Consider the following 16,088-nt stretch of genomic DNA (forward strand, 5'->3'; position numbering starts at 1 on the left):
GGATGAAACAGTCAGCGTCTGGCAGGGCGCCTGCCCTCGTTGAGGAGCACAGCCAACGCGGCATCGCCGCGGTCCTGCGCCAATGTCGCGGCGGTCTTGCCATCGCGGTTGCGTGCCGCCGGGTCGGCACCGGCCGCCAGCAGACGCTTGGCGACGTCCTCGCGTCCGGCCGCTGCGGCCAGCATCAAGGCAGTGACACCGGCCTGGTTGGCGTGCCCCACGTCGGCGCCGCGCGCGAGCAGCGCATCGAGAATGGCCGGGTCGTCGCGCGCCACTGCAAACATCACCGGCGTGAATCCCTTGGCATTGGCACGCCTCACGTTCGCCCCTGCGGCGAGCAATGCCTGCACCACGCTGGCGTCGGCATACGAGACCGCCAGATCCAATGCGCTCCAGCCATCGCCGGACACCGTATCGACCGGCGCGCGTTTGCCCACTAGCCGGGTCACGCTATCGGCGTCGTTGGCCCAGGCGGCTTTCATCAGCGCGGTCCAGCCGCTGGCATCGCGTGCATCCAGGCGTGCACCGGCATCCAGTAGCAGGCTCACCAGATCCGGCTCCTGATTGCGGATGGCCTGATGCAGCGGTGGCTCGCCCAGCAGATTGGGATGATTGGCATCGGCGCCATGCCGCAACAACCACGACGCACGCAGCGCATCGCCTGCATCCAGCGCATGCGCCAGTTCCTGATTCGGATCGGCGCCATCGGCAATGCGCAATTGCAGCTGCGCCAGTTCCTGCGACGAGGCAGCCGGGCTTGGCGCCTTGGCTGCTGGCGTCGGGGTCGCGTACGGCCCATGCGAGGCCAGATCGCCCGCCACCACGCAGTCGCTACAGCGCACCAGCGGCACGTGATAGCTGCGCAGGATCTCGGCGATCTTCACCGCACTCTGTTGCATGGCCGTGTTCAACGCATCACGCAGCTGCGGGTTCTTGCGCGACACGGCCCAAGCCATCGAATACTCCAGCACTGAATCGTCGATGGTGTTGAGCGGCACCACACCCAAGCCGCTGCGTTGCGCGTAATAACCGGCCACCGGGCCCCAGGATTCGGCTGCATCCAGTTCATTGGCCGCCACCCGTTCGACCAGCTTGCCCGGATGTTCTTCCGGCGCGGTGGCCGAGTCGTAGAACAGGTATTGCACCTCGCCACTGATGCCGTGCTCGTACAGCGCCTGACGCGCGGGCGAGCTCTGAAACACGCCCAGCCGCAGTGTTTTCAGCGCCGGATCGTCCAGCGATGTGGGCACCAGATTCAACCCCTTGCGCGTGACCAGCACGTAGGTCGAGCGGTACACCGGGCGCGTGGTCAGGCCCTGCTCGAAATCGCTGTTGAGATCCATCAGCAGATCGCAGCGGCCGGCATTGATGGTGCTGCGCGCCAACCCGCGCTGGTAATAGGTGCGCCATTCGTATTCCAGGCGACGGCCCATCGCATCGGCGACCACTTGTGCAATCTTGTTCTGGAAGCCTTCGCCGGCCTTGTTGGACAACGGCATGTTGCCCGGGTCGGCGCAGACGCGCAGCACCGTGGGATCGGGCGCAGGTGGCGGCGTGTTGGCCGGCGTTTGCGCGGAGGCTGGCGCTGCAGTGGATGCAGGCGCCGCTGTGGGCGCCGCACCGGAATCAGAAGCGCGAGCCGTCGGTGAAGACGGCTCGCGTGTGCAACCTGCGGCGACGAGTCCGAGGCTGCAAACCACCAGCACCTTGCGCAGCTGCCGGGTCATGCCGCCCACGCCGGCAGACCGCTGCCGACGTGTGCGTCCAACGCCTTGCGTGGATCTCATCGTGCCGTCTTCGCTGCTGCGTTGGCGGTGCCGCCGCCCGCGGCTGCGGTGGCGGTGGCACTGGCAGTCACGGTCTTGCCGGCGCCATCGATCCGGAAGGTATGCACCATGCCGCCAAGCGGGATCTTGTCGAAACCGGCCCCGAATGCCAGACCGGCGGCGCCCAGCGCGCCATATGGATCGGACGGGTCCAGACCTGCGGCGACCGGCAGACCGATCCAGCCACCAATGCCGGAGAACACCGCCACGTACTGGTGCCCATTGGCCTTGTAGGCGATCGGGTTGCCGATGATGCCGGAGGGCAACTTCATCTCCCACAGCTTCTTGCCGGTGTCCTTGTCCACTGCACGGAACCAGCCATCCAGCGTGCCGTAGAACACCAGCCCGCCATCGGTGACCAGGGTGCCGCTCCACACCGGGAACTTCTCCTTGATCTCCCACTTGGACTTGCCTTCCACCACGTCGAACGCCTTGACGATGCCCAGTGCACCCGGCTCGTTGGGCTTCATCATCACGTTGGCGAACACATACGGCAGCCCCATCATGGTGTTGCCGCGTTCCTGCGGTTCCAGCTCCATATGCCAGTTATTGGTGCCGCAGAAGAACACCGCCGAATTGGCCGGATCCACCGAACACGGCTGCTGGTCCTTGCCGCCCATCGCCGACGGGAACGCCTGCACTTTCTTGCCGCGTTCCAGCGGCGAATGCGCCGCCACCTTCACCGGCCGACCGGTCTTCATGTCGATGCGTTCGGCCCAGTTGGCCGGCACGAACTTGTGCGCGCGCAGCAGCGTGCCATCGCGACGATCGAGCACATACGCAAAGCCGTTGCGATCGAACTGCACTACCGACGGAACCTGCTTGCCGTCGATGGTCAGATCGACCAGGATCGGCTCATTGATGCCGTCGTAATCCCACTGGTCGAACGGGGTCTTCTGATAGCCCCACACCGCTTCGCCGGTATCGATCTTGCGTGCGAACAAGGTCATCGACCACTTGTTGTCATGCTCTCCGTTGTTGCATTCCTCATGCGAGGTCTTGCCGCAGCGATACGACGGGCTCCACAGGCCGGGATTGCCGGTGCCGTAATAGAGCAGCTTCAACTTCGGGTCGTAGCTGTACCAACCCCAGGCCGCGCCACCGCCACGCTTCCATTCGTCGTTGGGAAAGGTCTTGACGCCCAGATCACCGAGCTGGCCGTGCTGCGGATTGGCCTTGTTGAAATCGGCACCCAGGCAGATCGACTTGTCGGTACCGGCCGCATCGCAGGACCACACCTGCTTGCCATCAGCCAGGCTGTAGGCCGCCACGCGCCCAAGCACGCCGAATTCGTTACCGCTGATGCCGGCGATCACTTTGCCGTCGGCAATGATCGGCGCCATGGTGATGGTTTCGCCCTTGTCCGGATGCCCGAGTTTCTGCTTCCAGACTTCCTTGCCGGTCTTGGCATCGAGTGCGATCACATCGCCGCTCAGGCTGCCGAACACCAGCTTGCCATCGGCATACGAAGCGCCGCGGTTGACCGTATCGCAGCACGCCACCGCTACCGAGCGTTCGTCCTGTTGCGGGGTGTATTTCCACAACACCTTGCCGCCGTCGTCCTGCGCCGCCAGGTCGATGGCGAACACGTTGTTCGGGTAGGCACTGACCATGTACATGATGCTGCCGATCACCAGCGGCTGGCCTTCGTGGCCGCGCGTGGCATCGGTCTTCATTTCCCACGACATTTTCAGGTTCTTGACGTTGTCGCGATTGATCTCGGCCAGCGGGCTGTGCCGGGTGAGTGCGAAGTCGCGCCCGATGCCGCCCCAGTTATCCGGATTGCTGGCATTGGTGGTGAATTCGCCATCGGTGTCGGCCACGGCGGCGGCCGGCGGTGCAGCAGCGGGTGCAGCGGCCGGTGCGGGCGCGGCGGTGTCGGTGGCGGCGTCCTTTTTACAGCCGGACAGCGCGGCGCTCAGCGCAAGCATCAGCAGCGCACCGTTGCGAATGCTGCGACAGGAGGATTGGTGCATATGCGTCTACCCCTTCGATTGAACAACCAGTCGGTTGAAACATCCCGCGGCGCAGGCACTGTCGCAGCCAGTTGCGTCGCAGACGTCGGAAACATCGAAGGAGTTAGAGCAAACGGCATGCCAGCATGCTGGTGCGATGCACCATGTCCGGGCAGCGGGGCTTTGCTGTGATGACGATCGCTCGGGCGAGGTGCACTGTCACGGTTTTGGCACAGTTTGCGCCGGGCGTGCTGTTACATCGGTGGTGCACATGGTTTGGTTTTTCCCTGGTTCCAACGCGCGGCAGGTAAGTCACCCTCCCGCTTTTGCTTCAGACGCCGACCATAAACGGCGGTGCTTGCGCGCGTACCGGCGTGGGACCTTACGCGGCATGGATGCCGCGTAAGCGCCTACAGGGACGTACTTGCGGCGTGTCTCACGCTGGTACGCGTGCAAGCGCCCTCAGCAGATCGCAGTCTTAGCGCACAACCGGCGGGCGTCATGCGTGGGGTTCATCGATGCGCGGCGCCGCATCCGGGAGCGGGACACGCCGTGAATCCGTCCGTGGAGGCTCGGTGGCGGCATCCATGCCGCCACACGGTCCCGCACCCGGATACGACACCACGCTCCGACTGTTCGCGCCTGCTGGTCGGCAAGCACTGCAGGTCGATGCCATGCATTTGGACTTACGCATTCAACGTCGTCGGCATCGATATTTTGGTGGCCGAGGGTCACTGTTAGCCAGGTGGACGTTTGACGTTGCGTGACAAGGCTCCTATGGGCGCGCGTCACTTTCTCTGCTTGCCCGGCATTGTCATCGAATCAATCAGACAACCTCCGCGATACGGAATCGTTCGTCTTCTTCATTCAAAGACAGTGCGGCGAGCTCTGAGTCGCAATCACCCCATCCGCACTCTTCGCCTACTTGCGAGACGCCACGCTAAGCTTTCCACCGCATCAGCAACTGCCTGCAGTCCTGAAAACGCCAATCGGCAAAACCAGGCCAAGGGTCATCCGGTGTGTTGACCAACACCGTGCAGGCGCCCACCGCGCGACCGCAGGCCAGGTCGTTGTGGTGGTCGCCGACCATCACCAGTGCAGCGCCATCCACCGACCAGCGTCGTTCGAAATACTGCAGGCCATCGGGTGCAGGTTTGGGCGCGGCCTCATCACGGCCGACGATATCGGCCCATGCAAACGCATCATCCAGACCAATGGCCTGCAACGTCACTTGCGCCAGTTCTCGCGCATTGCGGGTGAGCATGCCGAGCTGGCATCCGGCTGCCTGCAATGCACGCACCAATTCCACTGCACCAGGCGCGGGCCGCGCGGTCTGTGCGAGTTCACGCTCGTGCTCGAGCAACCACGCGTGTTTAGCCGCAGCCTGATCGGCAGGTAGCGATGCCAGGTGATGCAGGATGTCTGACTCGGTGGGGATTTCCAGCGCGCGCCGGATCAATGCAAAGTCATGCACGGCTTCAGTCAGCGTGCCGTCCATGTCGAACACCCAGTGCCGGTAGTCGGACAACGCGGGAGATGTGGATGTGATGGTCATGCCGTCCATTCGTGCTTACTTGCGAAGACGTGAGAGTGGTGGTGGTGAACGCAATACGGCAAGCAGCCGTCAGGCGACTGCGCACCTTGCGCAATTACCGCAATAGAGGCGCGGCACATGCCGATGCAGTGCACCGACTACGCGTCCGTTTACCGCGCAGTCGGTGGTTGCGTCTATTTCCAACCCGGCATCTGGGTGTTATCCAGCCCGCCCACTTCGAACTCGGCCGTGCGCGTCCCGCCGGCTTTGACCGGGAACGCGATGCTGATGCGTTTGGCATCACGCACCAGTTTCCACAATGCCTTGTCGTCATCGATGAACATCGCGATGGCTTCGTCGGTGTCCGGGCGGTGCGCGGCCATCGCGCGTGGCGCGCCGCCATCGGCCGAGACCTGCACCTTGCAGCCGCTATAGCAATTGAAGTCGCCAGCCTTGAGCACGAGATAGCTGTGGCGCTTCCACTGCGGGTGATCGCGGAATACCAGGCTCACCGGTTTCGGGCCGCTGCCGTCCACGTCCACGCGCTGCTTGGCCTCGATCATTGCCGAGCGCTGCGTGCCGCCCTTGGCCGGCACCTGCGAGTACTGCCAGAGCGCCTGCATGCGGCGCAGCTCGCGCGCCTGTTCGCCCTTGGCCTTGATGTCGGCGTAGCCGGGTTCGATGCGCGTGGCCGCGGCGGTGCCAGCATAGCCTTCCAGCAACGCGGCGCCGTGCGCGCGCGCCATGTCCCAGTTCTGCGCCTTGACCGCTTCGTCGTATTGTTTGGCGAGCGCATCGGCCTGGGTTTCTTTCGCCTGCGCCTGCGCGGTTTGCTGCGCCTGGCGTTGCGCCTCACGATCGGTGCAGGCCGTCAGGGCTGCGACGCACAACGCCGCGCTCAGCAGATACTTCATCGTCGACTCCGAAAGACGGGGAAACAACCACAACGATAACAGCCTGCCATTGCAGGCCGCATGCAAGGCCGCAACGTGGCCTGCACGACGGTCCAGCCAAGCGCGACGTGGCCGCACACATTGCACCGCGATAGGTGGAAAACAACAAGGGAGCACGAAGCTCCCTTGTTGTTGCACTGGCCAGTTGGCCTGAAACGCCTGGCGCTGGGCGCTGCTTACTGCTGCGCTGGCGCTGGTGCGGCTTTGGCCTTGGCGATCATCTCGGCCACCGATGCGGTGGTGATCGGGTGATAGCTGGGCTTGGCTTTTTCGAAGGCCTGTTCGGCAAAAGCGATGCCGTCCGGGGTCTTCAGCAGTTCGGCGTAGATCGGCAGCACCAGCTTGCGGCGGCCGACGCGCTCGATGAACTCGCCTGCAGCGGCGCGTGCATCGGTGTAGCCGCTGCGGATCGCCAGCGGGTACCAGCGCATCGCGATCTCGCCATTCGGCGTCCCGGTGAAGTGATAGGCATCATCCAGCTGCTTGAGCTGCTCGGGCTTGAGGGTGGCGCCCATGCCGCTGAGGAAATGCACCCATTCCTGCGTGCCCCACTCGCTGGTGACCTGTTTGTTGGGCAGCGTGCCGCTGCCGCTCCAGGCGATGCGCGCAGTGTCCACGATCGAGAAATTACGCGAACGCGCTTTGGTAGCGAACGCCGGGATGCCCGGCTTGTTCAACCACGCATCCACTTCGGCCGCGCTGACCGTGTTGGGATGCTTGTCCAGCAGGTGCTTCTGCAGGTAATCGACGAACTGGTCGGTGGTGGCGCTCTGGAAGGCGTGATCGTCGAACCAGCCACGCAGGAACGGGTCGAACACTTCGCGGCCGAAGCGCTGCTCCAGGAACTGCAGGAACCATGCGCCCTTGACGTAGGCGACCTGGCTCAAGGCTTCGTCGGGGTCGCGCTCGGCCAGCGGCGGCAACGCCAGCGCCTGGTCGGCCGGCGCCATGTCCTTCACTTCGGCCAGCAGATCGCCCTGGTCGATCTCGCGCTCCATCTCGGCCATCTCGGTGCCGTATAGCGCCTCGGTGATGCGGGCCTGCACGTAGGTGGTGAAGCCTTCGTTGAGCCAGATGTCCTTCCAGCTGGCATTGGTCACCAGGTTGCCCGACCAGCTATGCGCCAGCTCGTGCGCGACCAACGAGACCAGCGACTTGTCGCCGACGATCACGGTGGGCGTGGCGAAGGTCAGGCGCGGGTTCTCCATGCCGCCGAACGGGAACGACGGCGGCAGCACCAGCATGTCGTAGCGGCCCCAGCGATACGGGCCGTAGAGTTTCTCGGCGGCGCCGATCATCTTTTCGGTGTCTTCGAATTCCTTGGCAGCCTTGTCGGCCATGGCCGGCTCGGCCCACACGCCCGAGCGTGCGGAAATCGGCTTGAACACCACGTCGCCGGCGGCGATCGCCAGCAGATACGAGGGAATCGGCTCGGGCATCTTGAAGCTGTAATCGCCATCGCGCGCGGCCTTGGGGTCGTTGTCGGCGCTCATCAGCACCATCACGTCCGGGCGCGAGGTCACGTGCGCGCTATAGGTGAAGCGCACGCTCGGGGTGTCCTGCAGCGGCACCCAACTGCGCGCGTGGATCGCCTGCGACTGGCTGAACATGAAAGGCAGCTGCTTGCCTTCGGTCATCGACGGCTCCAGCCACTGCAGGCCCGAGGCGGTCGGCGCGGTGTGGTAGGTGATCACGACCTTGGCCGGCTGAGTCGGCGCCTCGATGGTGAGCTTGCTGCCGAAGGTCTTGTCGGCCGGCGCCAGCGCGAACTGCAGCGGCGCCAGGCCACCCTTGCCGTCGTCGGCCTGCACCTGCGCGATGCTCAACTCGCGTGTGTCCAGCACCAGCTGCTTGGCGGCCTTGTCCTTCCACTCCAGGGTGTAGGTGGCAGTGCCGCCGATCTGCTTGTTGTCGAAATCCAGCTTCAGGTCCAGCGCCAGATCCTTGATGACCACCAGCTGCGGCTGGGCGTAGGAACTTTCGTCGTGGTTGCGGGCATCTGCTTTCACGGGAGCCTTGGCGGTGGCGGCCGGTGCGGCCGTGGTGGACGCCGGCGGATTGGATTCGTTGGAACAGCCGGCCAGCGCAAGCGACACGGCCAGGGACAGCGACAGGTACGGGAAGCGCATCGACGGCACCGCAGCGAGAGAATCGGGCATTTTAGCGCCCCGGGCCCTCGCCTGCCCGTGCGACGCGCGGGCAATGCGTATTGGCCCGCAGCCGGTGGCGGCTGACGACCGGTGGCAGGCCCGTGGCGGGGCGGGGCGAACCACCGCGCAAACTGCAGTGGCTACGTGGCAGCGGCTTTTCCGTCCGCCTGCAGCGTGCGCCAGCCGGGCAGCGAGCAGCCGGGTGGTCTCAGGAGTGCGCCTGGGTCACCGGATGGCTGCGCAGGGTCTCGTGCCCATCGCGCACCAGGCGCCTGCCGCCGGAGAACTTGGCGCGGTACATCGCCGCATCGGCGCGGCGGTACAGCTCGGTGGCGTCAATCCCCTGTTCGCACATCGCGCTGCCGGCGCTCATATGCAGCGGCGTCTCATCGGCATCGTCGCATTCGAGCACCGACAGCCATTGGTTGAGTTTGAGGGTGGCCTCGTCCTCGCTGGCGTGCACGCCGATCAGGAATTCATCGCCGCCCCAGCGCCCGATCCAGTCCTGCGCGCCCAGCCAGCCGTACGCCGATTCCACCAATCGCACCAGCACGCGATCGCCGGCCAGGTGCCCGAAGCGATCGTTGATCGTCTTGAGGTTATCCATGTCCAGCACGAACAGCACGAACGGCCAGCCTTCGCGTTGCGAAGCGGCGACCGAATCGCGCATCGCCTGCTCGCAACCGCGCCGATTCAAGGCTTCGGTAAGCGGGTCGAACAAGGCGTGCCGTTTGAGATCGCGCATGCCGGCGTCGATGCCGCGCAGGCTGCGGTTGATCCCGCGCAACAGACGCCCCAGCTCATCATCGCCATGCTCGGGCAAGGTCGGCAGACGTTGGTCGGCGTAATAGTGATCCAGCGCGTCGGCGGCGATGCGCAGCGGCGCCAGCAAGCGGTACAGGACCGACAGCGTCAGCGCCGTGCCCGCCAGCGTGGCCAGCAACGCGACGATCACCACCGACCACATCGGGCGCCCGCCCAACTCGCTTTGCGCCGCCAGCCAGACGATCAGCAACAGCAGCGGCAGATGAATGCCGACAAAGGTCACCGCCAGCAGCTTGGCGCTGAAGGAGCGGGGGAACACCCGCGAGAGCCCGGCGTACAAGCGCATCCAACTCTCCGGCAAAAGAGCCCCTAGTGTCGCCGACGCGCTGCGGGGCCAACGCGATAGACGTCTCAAAACATCGGTCTACGCGCACTGCAGGTGAAAGGTGCAGGACACGCCAAGCGAACACATGCGGGCAGATGTCGGGATCATGTTCGGCGCGGGTACTCGCGCCGAACGCAATCGGATGAAGCGTGACGTCAGATCTTGTAACCGGAATGGATCGCCACGATGCCGCCGGTCAGATTCTTGTAGTGGCAACGCGCAAAGCCGGCCTCGCCCATCATGCCCTTGAGCGATTCCTGCGGCGGATGCTTGCGGATGCTTTCGGCCAGGTACTGATAGCTGTCGGCATCGCGTGCGAACAGCTGGCCCAGCCTGGGCAGGATCTTGAACGAATGGAAGTCGTAGATCGGCTTGAACCAGTCGGCGGTGACTTCGGAAAATTCCAGCACGCGCGCCTGCCCGCCGACCTTCAACACGCGGTACATCTCGCGCAGCGCGGCGTCCTTGTCGGTGACGTTGCGCAGGCCGAAGGAGATGGTCACCAGATCGAAACTCTGATCCGGGAACGGCAGCGCTTCGGCATTGCATTGCACGTAGTCGAAGCCGGCTACCAGGCCACGGTTGGTCAGCCGGTCGCGGCCCACCGACAGCATGCCGGCATTGATGTCGCCCAACACCACGGCGCCTTCATTGCCCACCCGCTCTTTGAGCAGCACGGCGATGTCGCCGGTGCCGCCGGCCAGGTCCAGCACGCGGTCGCCCGGCTTCACCTGCGCGGTGGCCACGAAATAGCGTTTCCATGCGCGATGCACGCCCAGACTCATCAGATCGTTCATCAGGTCGTAGTTGCGCGCGACCGAGGTGAACACGTCACCGACCAGCTTCTGCTTGTCCTTGGCAGCGACGTCACGGAAGCCGAAATGGGTGGTACCGGAGGTATAGGGGGATTCGCTCATGCGCGGATTATCGCACTGCTGACGCCGCCATGGCCGAACCGGACCACAATTTCGGCGGGCTGGCCCTGATCGGCGTGGCATTGGCGCTGTATGCACGGCGGTTGCGGCCGTTCGTCAGCGCCATCGAGCGCACCGAACATGCGATGGCGCACGGCCAGATCCGGTGATCGCGCCACAGGTCGGCAGCTATGTCAGCGACGTGCCGGTGCAGGACTTCGCGCATGTGCCGCGCGGCCAGGCGCTGGCCAGGATCGACGACCGCATCGATGCCCAGCAGCTCGAACAGGCCAAGGCACAGGTGCAGACCGGGCGCGTGCAGGAGATTTCCCGACCGCCGGCTCGGAATTCCGCGTCTTGCCGGCCAATAACGCCACCGGCTGTTTCGTCAAGATCGCCCGGCGCATTCCACTGCGGATCAACATCGATGCCGGTCAGGTGCGGGCACCACGCTTGCGTCCGGGCATGTCGGTGGTGGTGGCGATCGACACCGACAGCGCGGTCGACTGACGCGGCTCAACCGCTATCATGCGGGCATGCCCTCGTTACCCTCCTCCTCGCTGCAGTGGCAGTGCCTGCACTTCGCACAGCTGAGCACCACGCAACTGTATGCGCTGCTGCGCTTGCGCTCGGACGTATTCGTGGTGGAGCAGCAGTGCGCGTATCCAGAGCTGGACGGCAAGGACACCTTGCCGGACGTGGTGCACCTGCTCGGCAGCACCGCTGCCGGCGAACTGGTCGCTTACCTGCGTGTGCTGCCCGCAGGCGTGAGCTATCCCGAACCGAGCATCGGTCGGGTGGTGATTGCCGTATCGGCGCGTGGCCATGGCGTTGCACATGCCTTGCTGCGCGAAGGCTTGCGCGTGGTGCAGGCACAGTGGCCGCGCAGCGCCGTGCAACTTGGCGCGCAAGCGCACCTGCAGGCGTTTTACGCCGCCCACGGTTTTGCGCCCTCGTCCGAGCCGTATCTGGACGACGGCATTCCCCACATCGACATGCTGCGTCGCGCCGACGCCGCCACCCAGGAGCCTGCATGATCACCACGCCCGACTACCGCGCGCTGCTCGACACCGCCATCGCCGAGGCCCGCCAGGGCCTGGCCGAAGGCGGCATCCCGATCGGCGCGGCGCTGTATCACAACGACGGGCGTTTGCTCGGTTGCGGTCACAACCGCCGCGTGCAGGAAAACGATCCGTCCGTGCATGGCGAAACCGATGCCTTCCGCAAGGCGGGGCGTCAGCGCCGCTACAAGGACACCATCATGGTCACCACGCTGGCGCCATGCTGGTACTGCAGCGGGCTGGTGCGCCAATTCAATATCGGCACCGTGGTGGTCGGCGAATCGGTCACCTTCCAGGGCGGCGTGTCCTGGCTGCGCGAGCACGGCGTCACTGTCATCGACCTGCAGAGCCAGGAGTGCATCGAGCTGCTGGGCGGTTATATCTCGGCCAACCCGGACGTGTGGAACGAGGATATCGGCGAGGACTGAGCGGTTTGCAGGATGCAACGGGCTGGATGTTCGGTGGAAGTGATTGCTGACCTGCTGCCCCCATCCGCCCTTCGGACACCTTCCCCCGCGGGCGGGGGAAGGGAATGCTGCAATAGACGACGCTGCAATCGAAAGACCCGCCAGATGGCGGGTCTTTATGCATCCGGTGCGTACGCGCTGCGGTCAGCGCCAGCGCGTACCCGCACTGCGATCAGAGGATGTAGCGACTCAAATCCGGATCCTGCACCAGCTCGCCGAGCTGCGCATCGACATAGGCCGCGTCCACGGTGACGCTTTGCCCGTCGCGGTCCGGCGCCTCGTAGCTCAGTACATCGAGCAGACGTTCCAGCACCGTGTGCAGACGACGCGCACCGATGTTTTCCTGCCGCTCGTTGACCTGCGCGGCAATCTCGGCCAAGCGATCCACCGCATCGGCGCCGAAAGTCAGGCTCACGCCCTCGGTCTGCAACAAGGCTTCGTACTGCTTGATCAACGCCGCCTTGGGCTCGGTGAGGATGCGCACGAAATCGGCCTTGGTCAGCGCGGTCAATTCGACACGGATCGGGAAACGGCCCTGCAATTCGGGAATCAGATCGCTGGGCTTGGCCAGATGGAACGCGCCGGACGCGATGAACAGGATGTGGTCGGTCTTGACCGTGCCGTACTTGGTCGACACGTTGGAACCTTCCACCAGCGGCAGCAGATCGCGCTGCACGCCTTCGCGACTCACGTCGCCGCCGTTGGAGCCGGCCTCGCCACGCTTGGCGACCTTGTCGATCTCGTCGATGAACACAATGCCGTGCTGCTCGCAGGCTTCGATCGCCGCTGCGCGCACATCGTCTTCATTGACCAGCTTGCCGGCTTCTTCCTCGATCAGCAGCGGGCGCGCAGCCTTGATGGCGAGTTTGCGCTTTTGCGATTTGCCGCCACCGATATTGGCAAACATCTGGCGCAACTGCTGGCCCATTTCTTCCATGCCCGGCGGGGTCATGATGTCCATGCTGGCGTTGACCGCCACTTCCAGCTCGATCTCGCGCTCGTCCAGTTCGCCGCTGCGCAGCATGCGGCGGAACTTGATGCGGGTGTCGTTGTCCTGCGACGAGGGCTCGTTGCGTGCCGCTTCCGGGTCGAAGCCGATGCCGGCCGCACGCCGCGGCAGCAAGGCATCCAGGATGCGGTCTTCGGCACGCTCTTCGGCCTGGTTGCGCACCCGCACCTTGGCCTGTTCTCGGTACAGCTTGACCGAGGTGTCGGCCAGATCGCGGATGATCTGCTCTACATCCTTGCCGACGTAGCCCACCTCGGTAAACCGCGTGGCTTCGACCTTGACGAACGGTGCATTGGCCAGCGTGGCCAGCCGCCGCGCGATCTCGGTCTTGCCGACGCCGGTCGGGCCGATCATCAGGATGTTCTTGGGCATCACTTCGTTGCGCAGTTCTTCGGGCAACTGCATGCGGCGCCAGCGATTACGCAGCGCGATGGCAACCGCACGCTTGGCATCGTGCTGGCCGACGATATGACGGTCGAGCTCCTGCACGATTTCGCGCGGAGTCATGGTGGCGGTATCGATGTTGGGCATTGGGGAATCGAGAATGGGGAAAGGGGAATCGCAAAAGCGGGAACACAAGAGCCTATGTCGTTGGAGTGGAGACGAAACCGCAGTTGCGATTCTCGATTCCCCACTCCCGATTCACAGTTCTTCGACCACCACATTGCGATTGGTATAGATACAGATATCGCCGGCGATGTTGATCGCTTCGGTGGCGATGGTCTTGGCGTCGAGTTCGGTGTGCGCCAGCAGCGCGCGCGCGGCCGACAAGGCGTACGAGCCGCCGGAGCCGATGGCGATGATGCCGTCTTCCGGTTCGATCACATCGCCGGTGCCGCTGATGATCAGCGAGGTCTCTTTATCGGCCACGGCAAGCAATGCCTCGAGCTTGCCCAGGCGGCGCTCGGTGCGCCAATCCTTGGCCAGCTCCACGGCGGCACGGGTCAATTGCCCATGCTTGTCGAGTTTGGCTTCGAACAATTCGAACAGGGTGAACGCATCGGCGGCCGCACCGGCGAAGCCGGCCAGCACCTGACCGTCGCGGCCGAGCCGGCGCACCTTGCGTGCGTTGCCCTTCATCACGGTGTGGCCAAGCGTCACCTGGCCATCGCCGGCGACGGCGACATGCCCGCCACGGCGCACGGAAATGATGGTGGTGGCGTGAACGACGTTGGGATTCTGGCTGGGGTCCATGGGTCCTCCGGGGGTTTCCAATGAGGTGGGGACGCCCCTGCCGGGTTCAAGCGCGCTGCGACGATGCGCCGCAGCGCGCACTGCCGACGCGTGCCAAGGCGCGCCACAGCCGGTGCCTGGAGCGGCTGGCAACGCGTGCGATGAATCAACGCGTCCGGCCACTGCCCGCATGCTTGCGCACTACCTTGGGCCTGCGCGATTCACGTCACACGATCGGCACGGCACGCGTAACACCCCTGGCGTGCGTGGTGCAGATGCACGTAGGCGATCTGCCGGTCATCCAGACACTGCCGCAACCATGCTGCGACCGCTTCCCCTTCGCATACCTCGGCGGTGACCAGGTGGTCGCGATGATCGTAGCCACGCAACGATATCAGCCGTGAACGGATCGCCAGCGGCACCGCATCGTTTTCCAACTGCGCCGGCATCGCCGCAACGCGCACGAAGATCGGCCCGCTGGCGCGATAGGGCGCGTCGGCGGGCTGATGCAGGTAGGGCAACAACAGCAGCAGTTCGCCTGCAGCCGCATCCTGCAGGCTGACGCGGCATGGAAAGCCACGATCGGCATCGGCGATCACGCGCACCGCCTGATGGCTTGCCAGCGCCGCGTCGTCGAGGACGTGCAAGTGGGTGAACAGGGCCGGATCGAGTCCGGTCAGACGAAACGCGGCCATGGCGATCTTCCAAGGAATGGAAGCACAAGGTGACGCGCGCCTGCGGCATATGCTCGCCGTCTTCGGACACGACACACGTGCATACACCTTCGGCCAGTCCTGCACATTGGCACCGCCGCAACGTGCACAGGCCACTGATGCACGCGCATCACCTGGCTGAGCCGCTCTCCCGGCTGTAGCGAGGCCGGCAGCAGTCTCGCAACGACATGCCCGCCCTTGTTCGCCACGCCCGGCCGCTCACTCCACAGCCTTCTTGCGTTTGGCGCGCGGATGCGCGGCGTCGTAGACCTTGGCCAGATGCTGGAAATCCAGATGCGTGTAGATCTGCGTGGTGGCGATATCGGAATGACCAAGCAATTCCTGCACGCCGCGCAGATCGCCGGAGGATTCCAGGATATGGCTGGCAAAACTGTGCCGCAGCATATGCGGATGCACGTCCTTGAACATGCCCTGGCGCACCGCCAGTTGCTTGATACGGATCTGCACGGCGCGTTGCGACAGCGCGCCGCCGGCGCGGCCTGGAAACACATGCGTGTCGGCACGTCCGCCGCTGTCGCGCAGCCACGCGCGCAGCGCCGTGATCGCATGCGACCCCACCGGCACCAGGCGCTGCTTGCCGCCCTTGCCGAGCACCATCACCAAGCCGCTGTCCAGATCCAGATCGCGCCAGCGCAGCGCACACAGCTCGCTCAGGCGCAGCCCGGACGAATAGAACAACTCCAGCAAGGCGCGATCGCGCAGGCCCAGCGGCGCATCGGTCGGTACTTCGACCAGGCGCACCGCTTCGTCGGCATCCAGCACCTGCGGCAATTTACGTGGTGCCTTGGGCGCACGCAGCGCCGCCGCCGGGCTGGCCGCAATGCGGCCATGCTTGAGCAACCAAGCGTAATAACTGCGGCACGCCGACAGACGACGTTGCAGGCTCTTGGGCGACAGCCCGCGTCGATGCTCGGCCGCGACAAACTGGCGCAATTGCGTGCTATCGAGCTGCGCAACATCCAGCTGCACGCCCGCCTGGCTCTTCTGCTCGGCCGCCCAACCCAGCAGTGCGGCCAGATCGCGCCGATAGGCGTCCAGCGTGTGCGCGGATACCTGCCGCTCCACCTGCAGATACGCCAGGAAATCCTCGACAGACGACACGTCAGAGCCCTCGCTGCGGCGCGATCATCGGCGTGGCGATCCACCGCAGATCGCACGCGCC

General features: G+C 64.8%; 13 protein-coding genes and 1 pseudogene. 3 read left to right on the forward strand and 11 right to left on the reverse strand.

Annotation, left to right across the window (positions count from 1 at the left end; genetic code table 11):
• Positions 1-11 precede the first annotated feature (11 nt).
• The 7 genes from GGR62_RS17360 to ubiE form a co-directional block, all read right to left on the reverse strand.
• On the reverse strand, positions 12-1,787 hold the full coding sequence (locus tag GGR62_RS17360; RefSeq protein WP_184409094.1) for a quinoprotein dehydrogenase-associated putative ABC transporter substrate-binding protein: 1,776 nt from the start codon (positions 1,785-1,787) through the stop codon (positions 12-14).
• On the reverse strand, positions 1,784-3,802 hold the full coding sequence (locus tag GGR62_RS17365; protein ID WP_326520270.1) for a methanol/ethanol family PQQ-dependent dehydrogenase: 2,019 nt from the start codon (positions 3,800-3,802) through the stop codon (positions 1,784-1,786). Before GGR62_RS17365 ends, GGR62_RS17360 begins: the two co-directional genes overlap by 4 nt.
• 919 nt (positions 3,803-4,721) lie before the next feature.
• Entirely contained in the window at positions 4,722-5,345 is a 624-nt protein-coding gene (locus tag GGR62_RS17370; protein ID WP_184409095.1) for an HAD family hydrolase, read from the reverse strand.
• A 164-nt stretch (positions 5,346-5,509) separates the two neighbouring features.
• A complete protein-coding gene (locus GGR62_RS17375) occupies positions 5,510-6,229 on the reverse strand; it encodes a hypothetical protein (RefSeq protein ID WP_184409096.1) in 720 nt (239 codons plus the stop codon).
• Positions 6,230-6,444: 215 nt separating this feature from the next.
• Positions 6,445-8,397: a M1 family metallopeptidase gene (locus GGR62_RS17380; RefSeq protein WP_184409129.1), complete on the reverse strand. Its 1,953-nt coding sequence runs from the start codon at positions 8,395-8,397 to the stop codon at positions 6,445-6,447.
• A 229-nt stretch (positions 8,398-8,626) separates the two neighbouring features.
• On the reverse strand, positions 8,627-9,529 hold the full coding sequence (locus tag GGR62_RS17385) for a GGDEF domain-containing protein (protein WP_184409097.1): 903 nt from the start codon (positions 9,527-9,529) through the stop codon (positions 8,627-8,629).
• Between the two features lie 194 nt (positions 9,530-9,723).
• Positions 9,724-10,485, reverse strand: coding sequence for a bifunctional demethylmenaquinone methyltransferase/2-methoxy-6-polyprenyl-1,4-benzoquinol methylase UbiE (gene ubiE, locus GGR62_RS17390; protein ID WP_184409098.1), 762 nt, complete (start codon positions 10,483-10,485; stop codon positions 9,724-9,726).
• Positions 10,486-10,535: 50 nt separating this feature from the next.
• Here ubiE and GGR62_RS17395 point away from each other — a divergent pair.
• From GGR62_RS17395 to GGR62_RS17405, 3 genes and pseudogenes are all read left to right on the forward strand, one after another.
• Positions 10,536-10,992 (forward strand): annotated as a pseudogene (locus tag GGR62_RS17395) (biotin/lipoyl-binding protein); the annotation flags it as partial.
• Between the two features lie 26 nt (positions 10,993-11,018).
• On the forward strand, positions 11,019-11,519 hold the full coding sequence (locus GGR62_RS17400) for a GNAT family N-acetyltransferase (RefSeq protein ID WP_184409099.1): 501 nt from the start codon (positions 11,019-11,021) through the stop codon (positions 11,517-11,519).
• A complete protein-coding gene (locus tag GGR62_RS17405; protein ID WP_184409100.1) occupies positions 11,516-11,971 on the forward strand; it encodes a nucleoside deaminase in 456 nt (151 codons plus the stop codon). The genes GGR62_RS17400 and GGR62_RS17405 overlap by 4 nt, the downstream gene beginning before the upstream one ends.
• 211 nt (positions 11,972-12,182) lie before the next feature.
• On the opposite strand, the gene hslU is transcribed toward GGR62_RS17405, so the two are convergent.
• From hslU to xerC, 4 genes are all read right to left on the reverse strand, one after another.
• Positions 12,183-13,550, reverse strand: coding sequence for an ATP-dependent protease ATPase subunit HslU (gene hslU / locus GGR62_RS17410; RefSeq protein WP_184409101.1), 1,368 nt, complete (start codon positions 13,548-13,550; stop codon positions 12,183-12,185).
• Positions 13,551-13,661: 111 nt separating this feature from the next.
• Positions 13,662-14,213, reverse strand: coding sequence for an ATP-dependent protease subunit HslV (hslV, locus tag GGR62_RS17415; RefSeq protein ID WP_011038588.1), 552 nt, complete (start codon positions 14,211-14,213; stop codon positions 13,662-13,664).
• Positions 14,214-14,413: 200 nt separating this feature from the next.
• The gene (locus GGR62_RS17420) at positions 14,414-14,887 is read right to left on the reverse strand and encodes a DUF1203 domain-containing protein (protein WP_184409102.1); all 474 of its coding nucleotides are present in this window, start codon (positions 14,885-14,887) and stop codon (positions 14,414-14,416) included.
• A 237-nt stretch (positions 14,888-15,124) separates the two neighbouring features.
• A complete protein-coding gene (xerC, locus tag GGR62_RS17425; RefSeq protein ID WP_184409103.1) occupies positions 15,125-16,027 on the reverse strand; it encodes a tyrosine recombinase XerC in 903 nt (300 codons plus the stop codon).
• Positions 16,028-16,088 lie beyond the last annotated feature (61 nt).

Origin of the sequence: Xanthomonas sp. 3075 (assembly GCF_014197275.1) — a bacterium.
GTDB lineage: Bacteria > Pseudomonadota > Gammaproteobacteria > Xanthomonadales > Xanthomonadaceae > Xanthomonas > Xanthomonas campestris_B.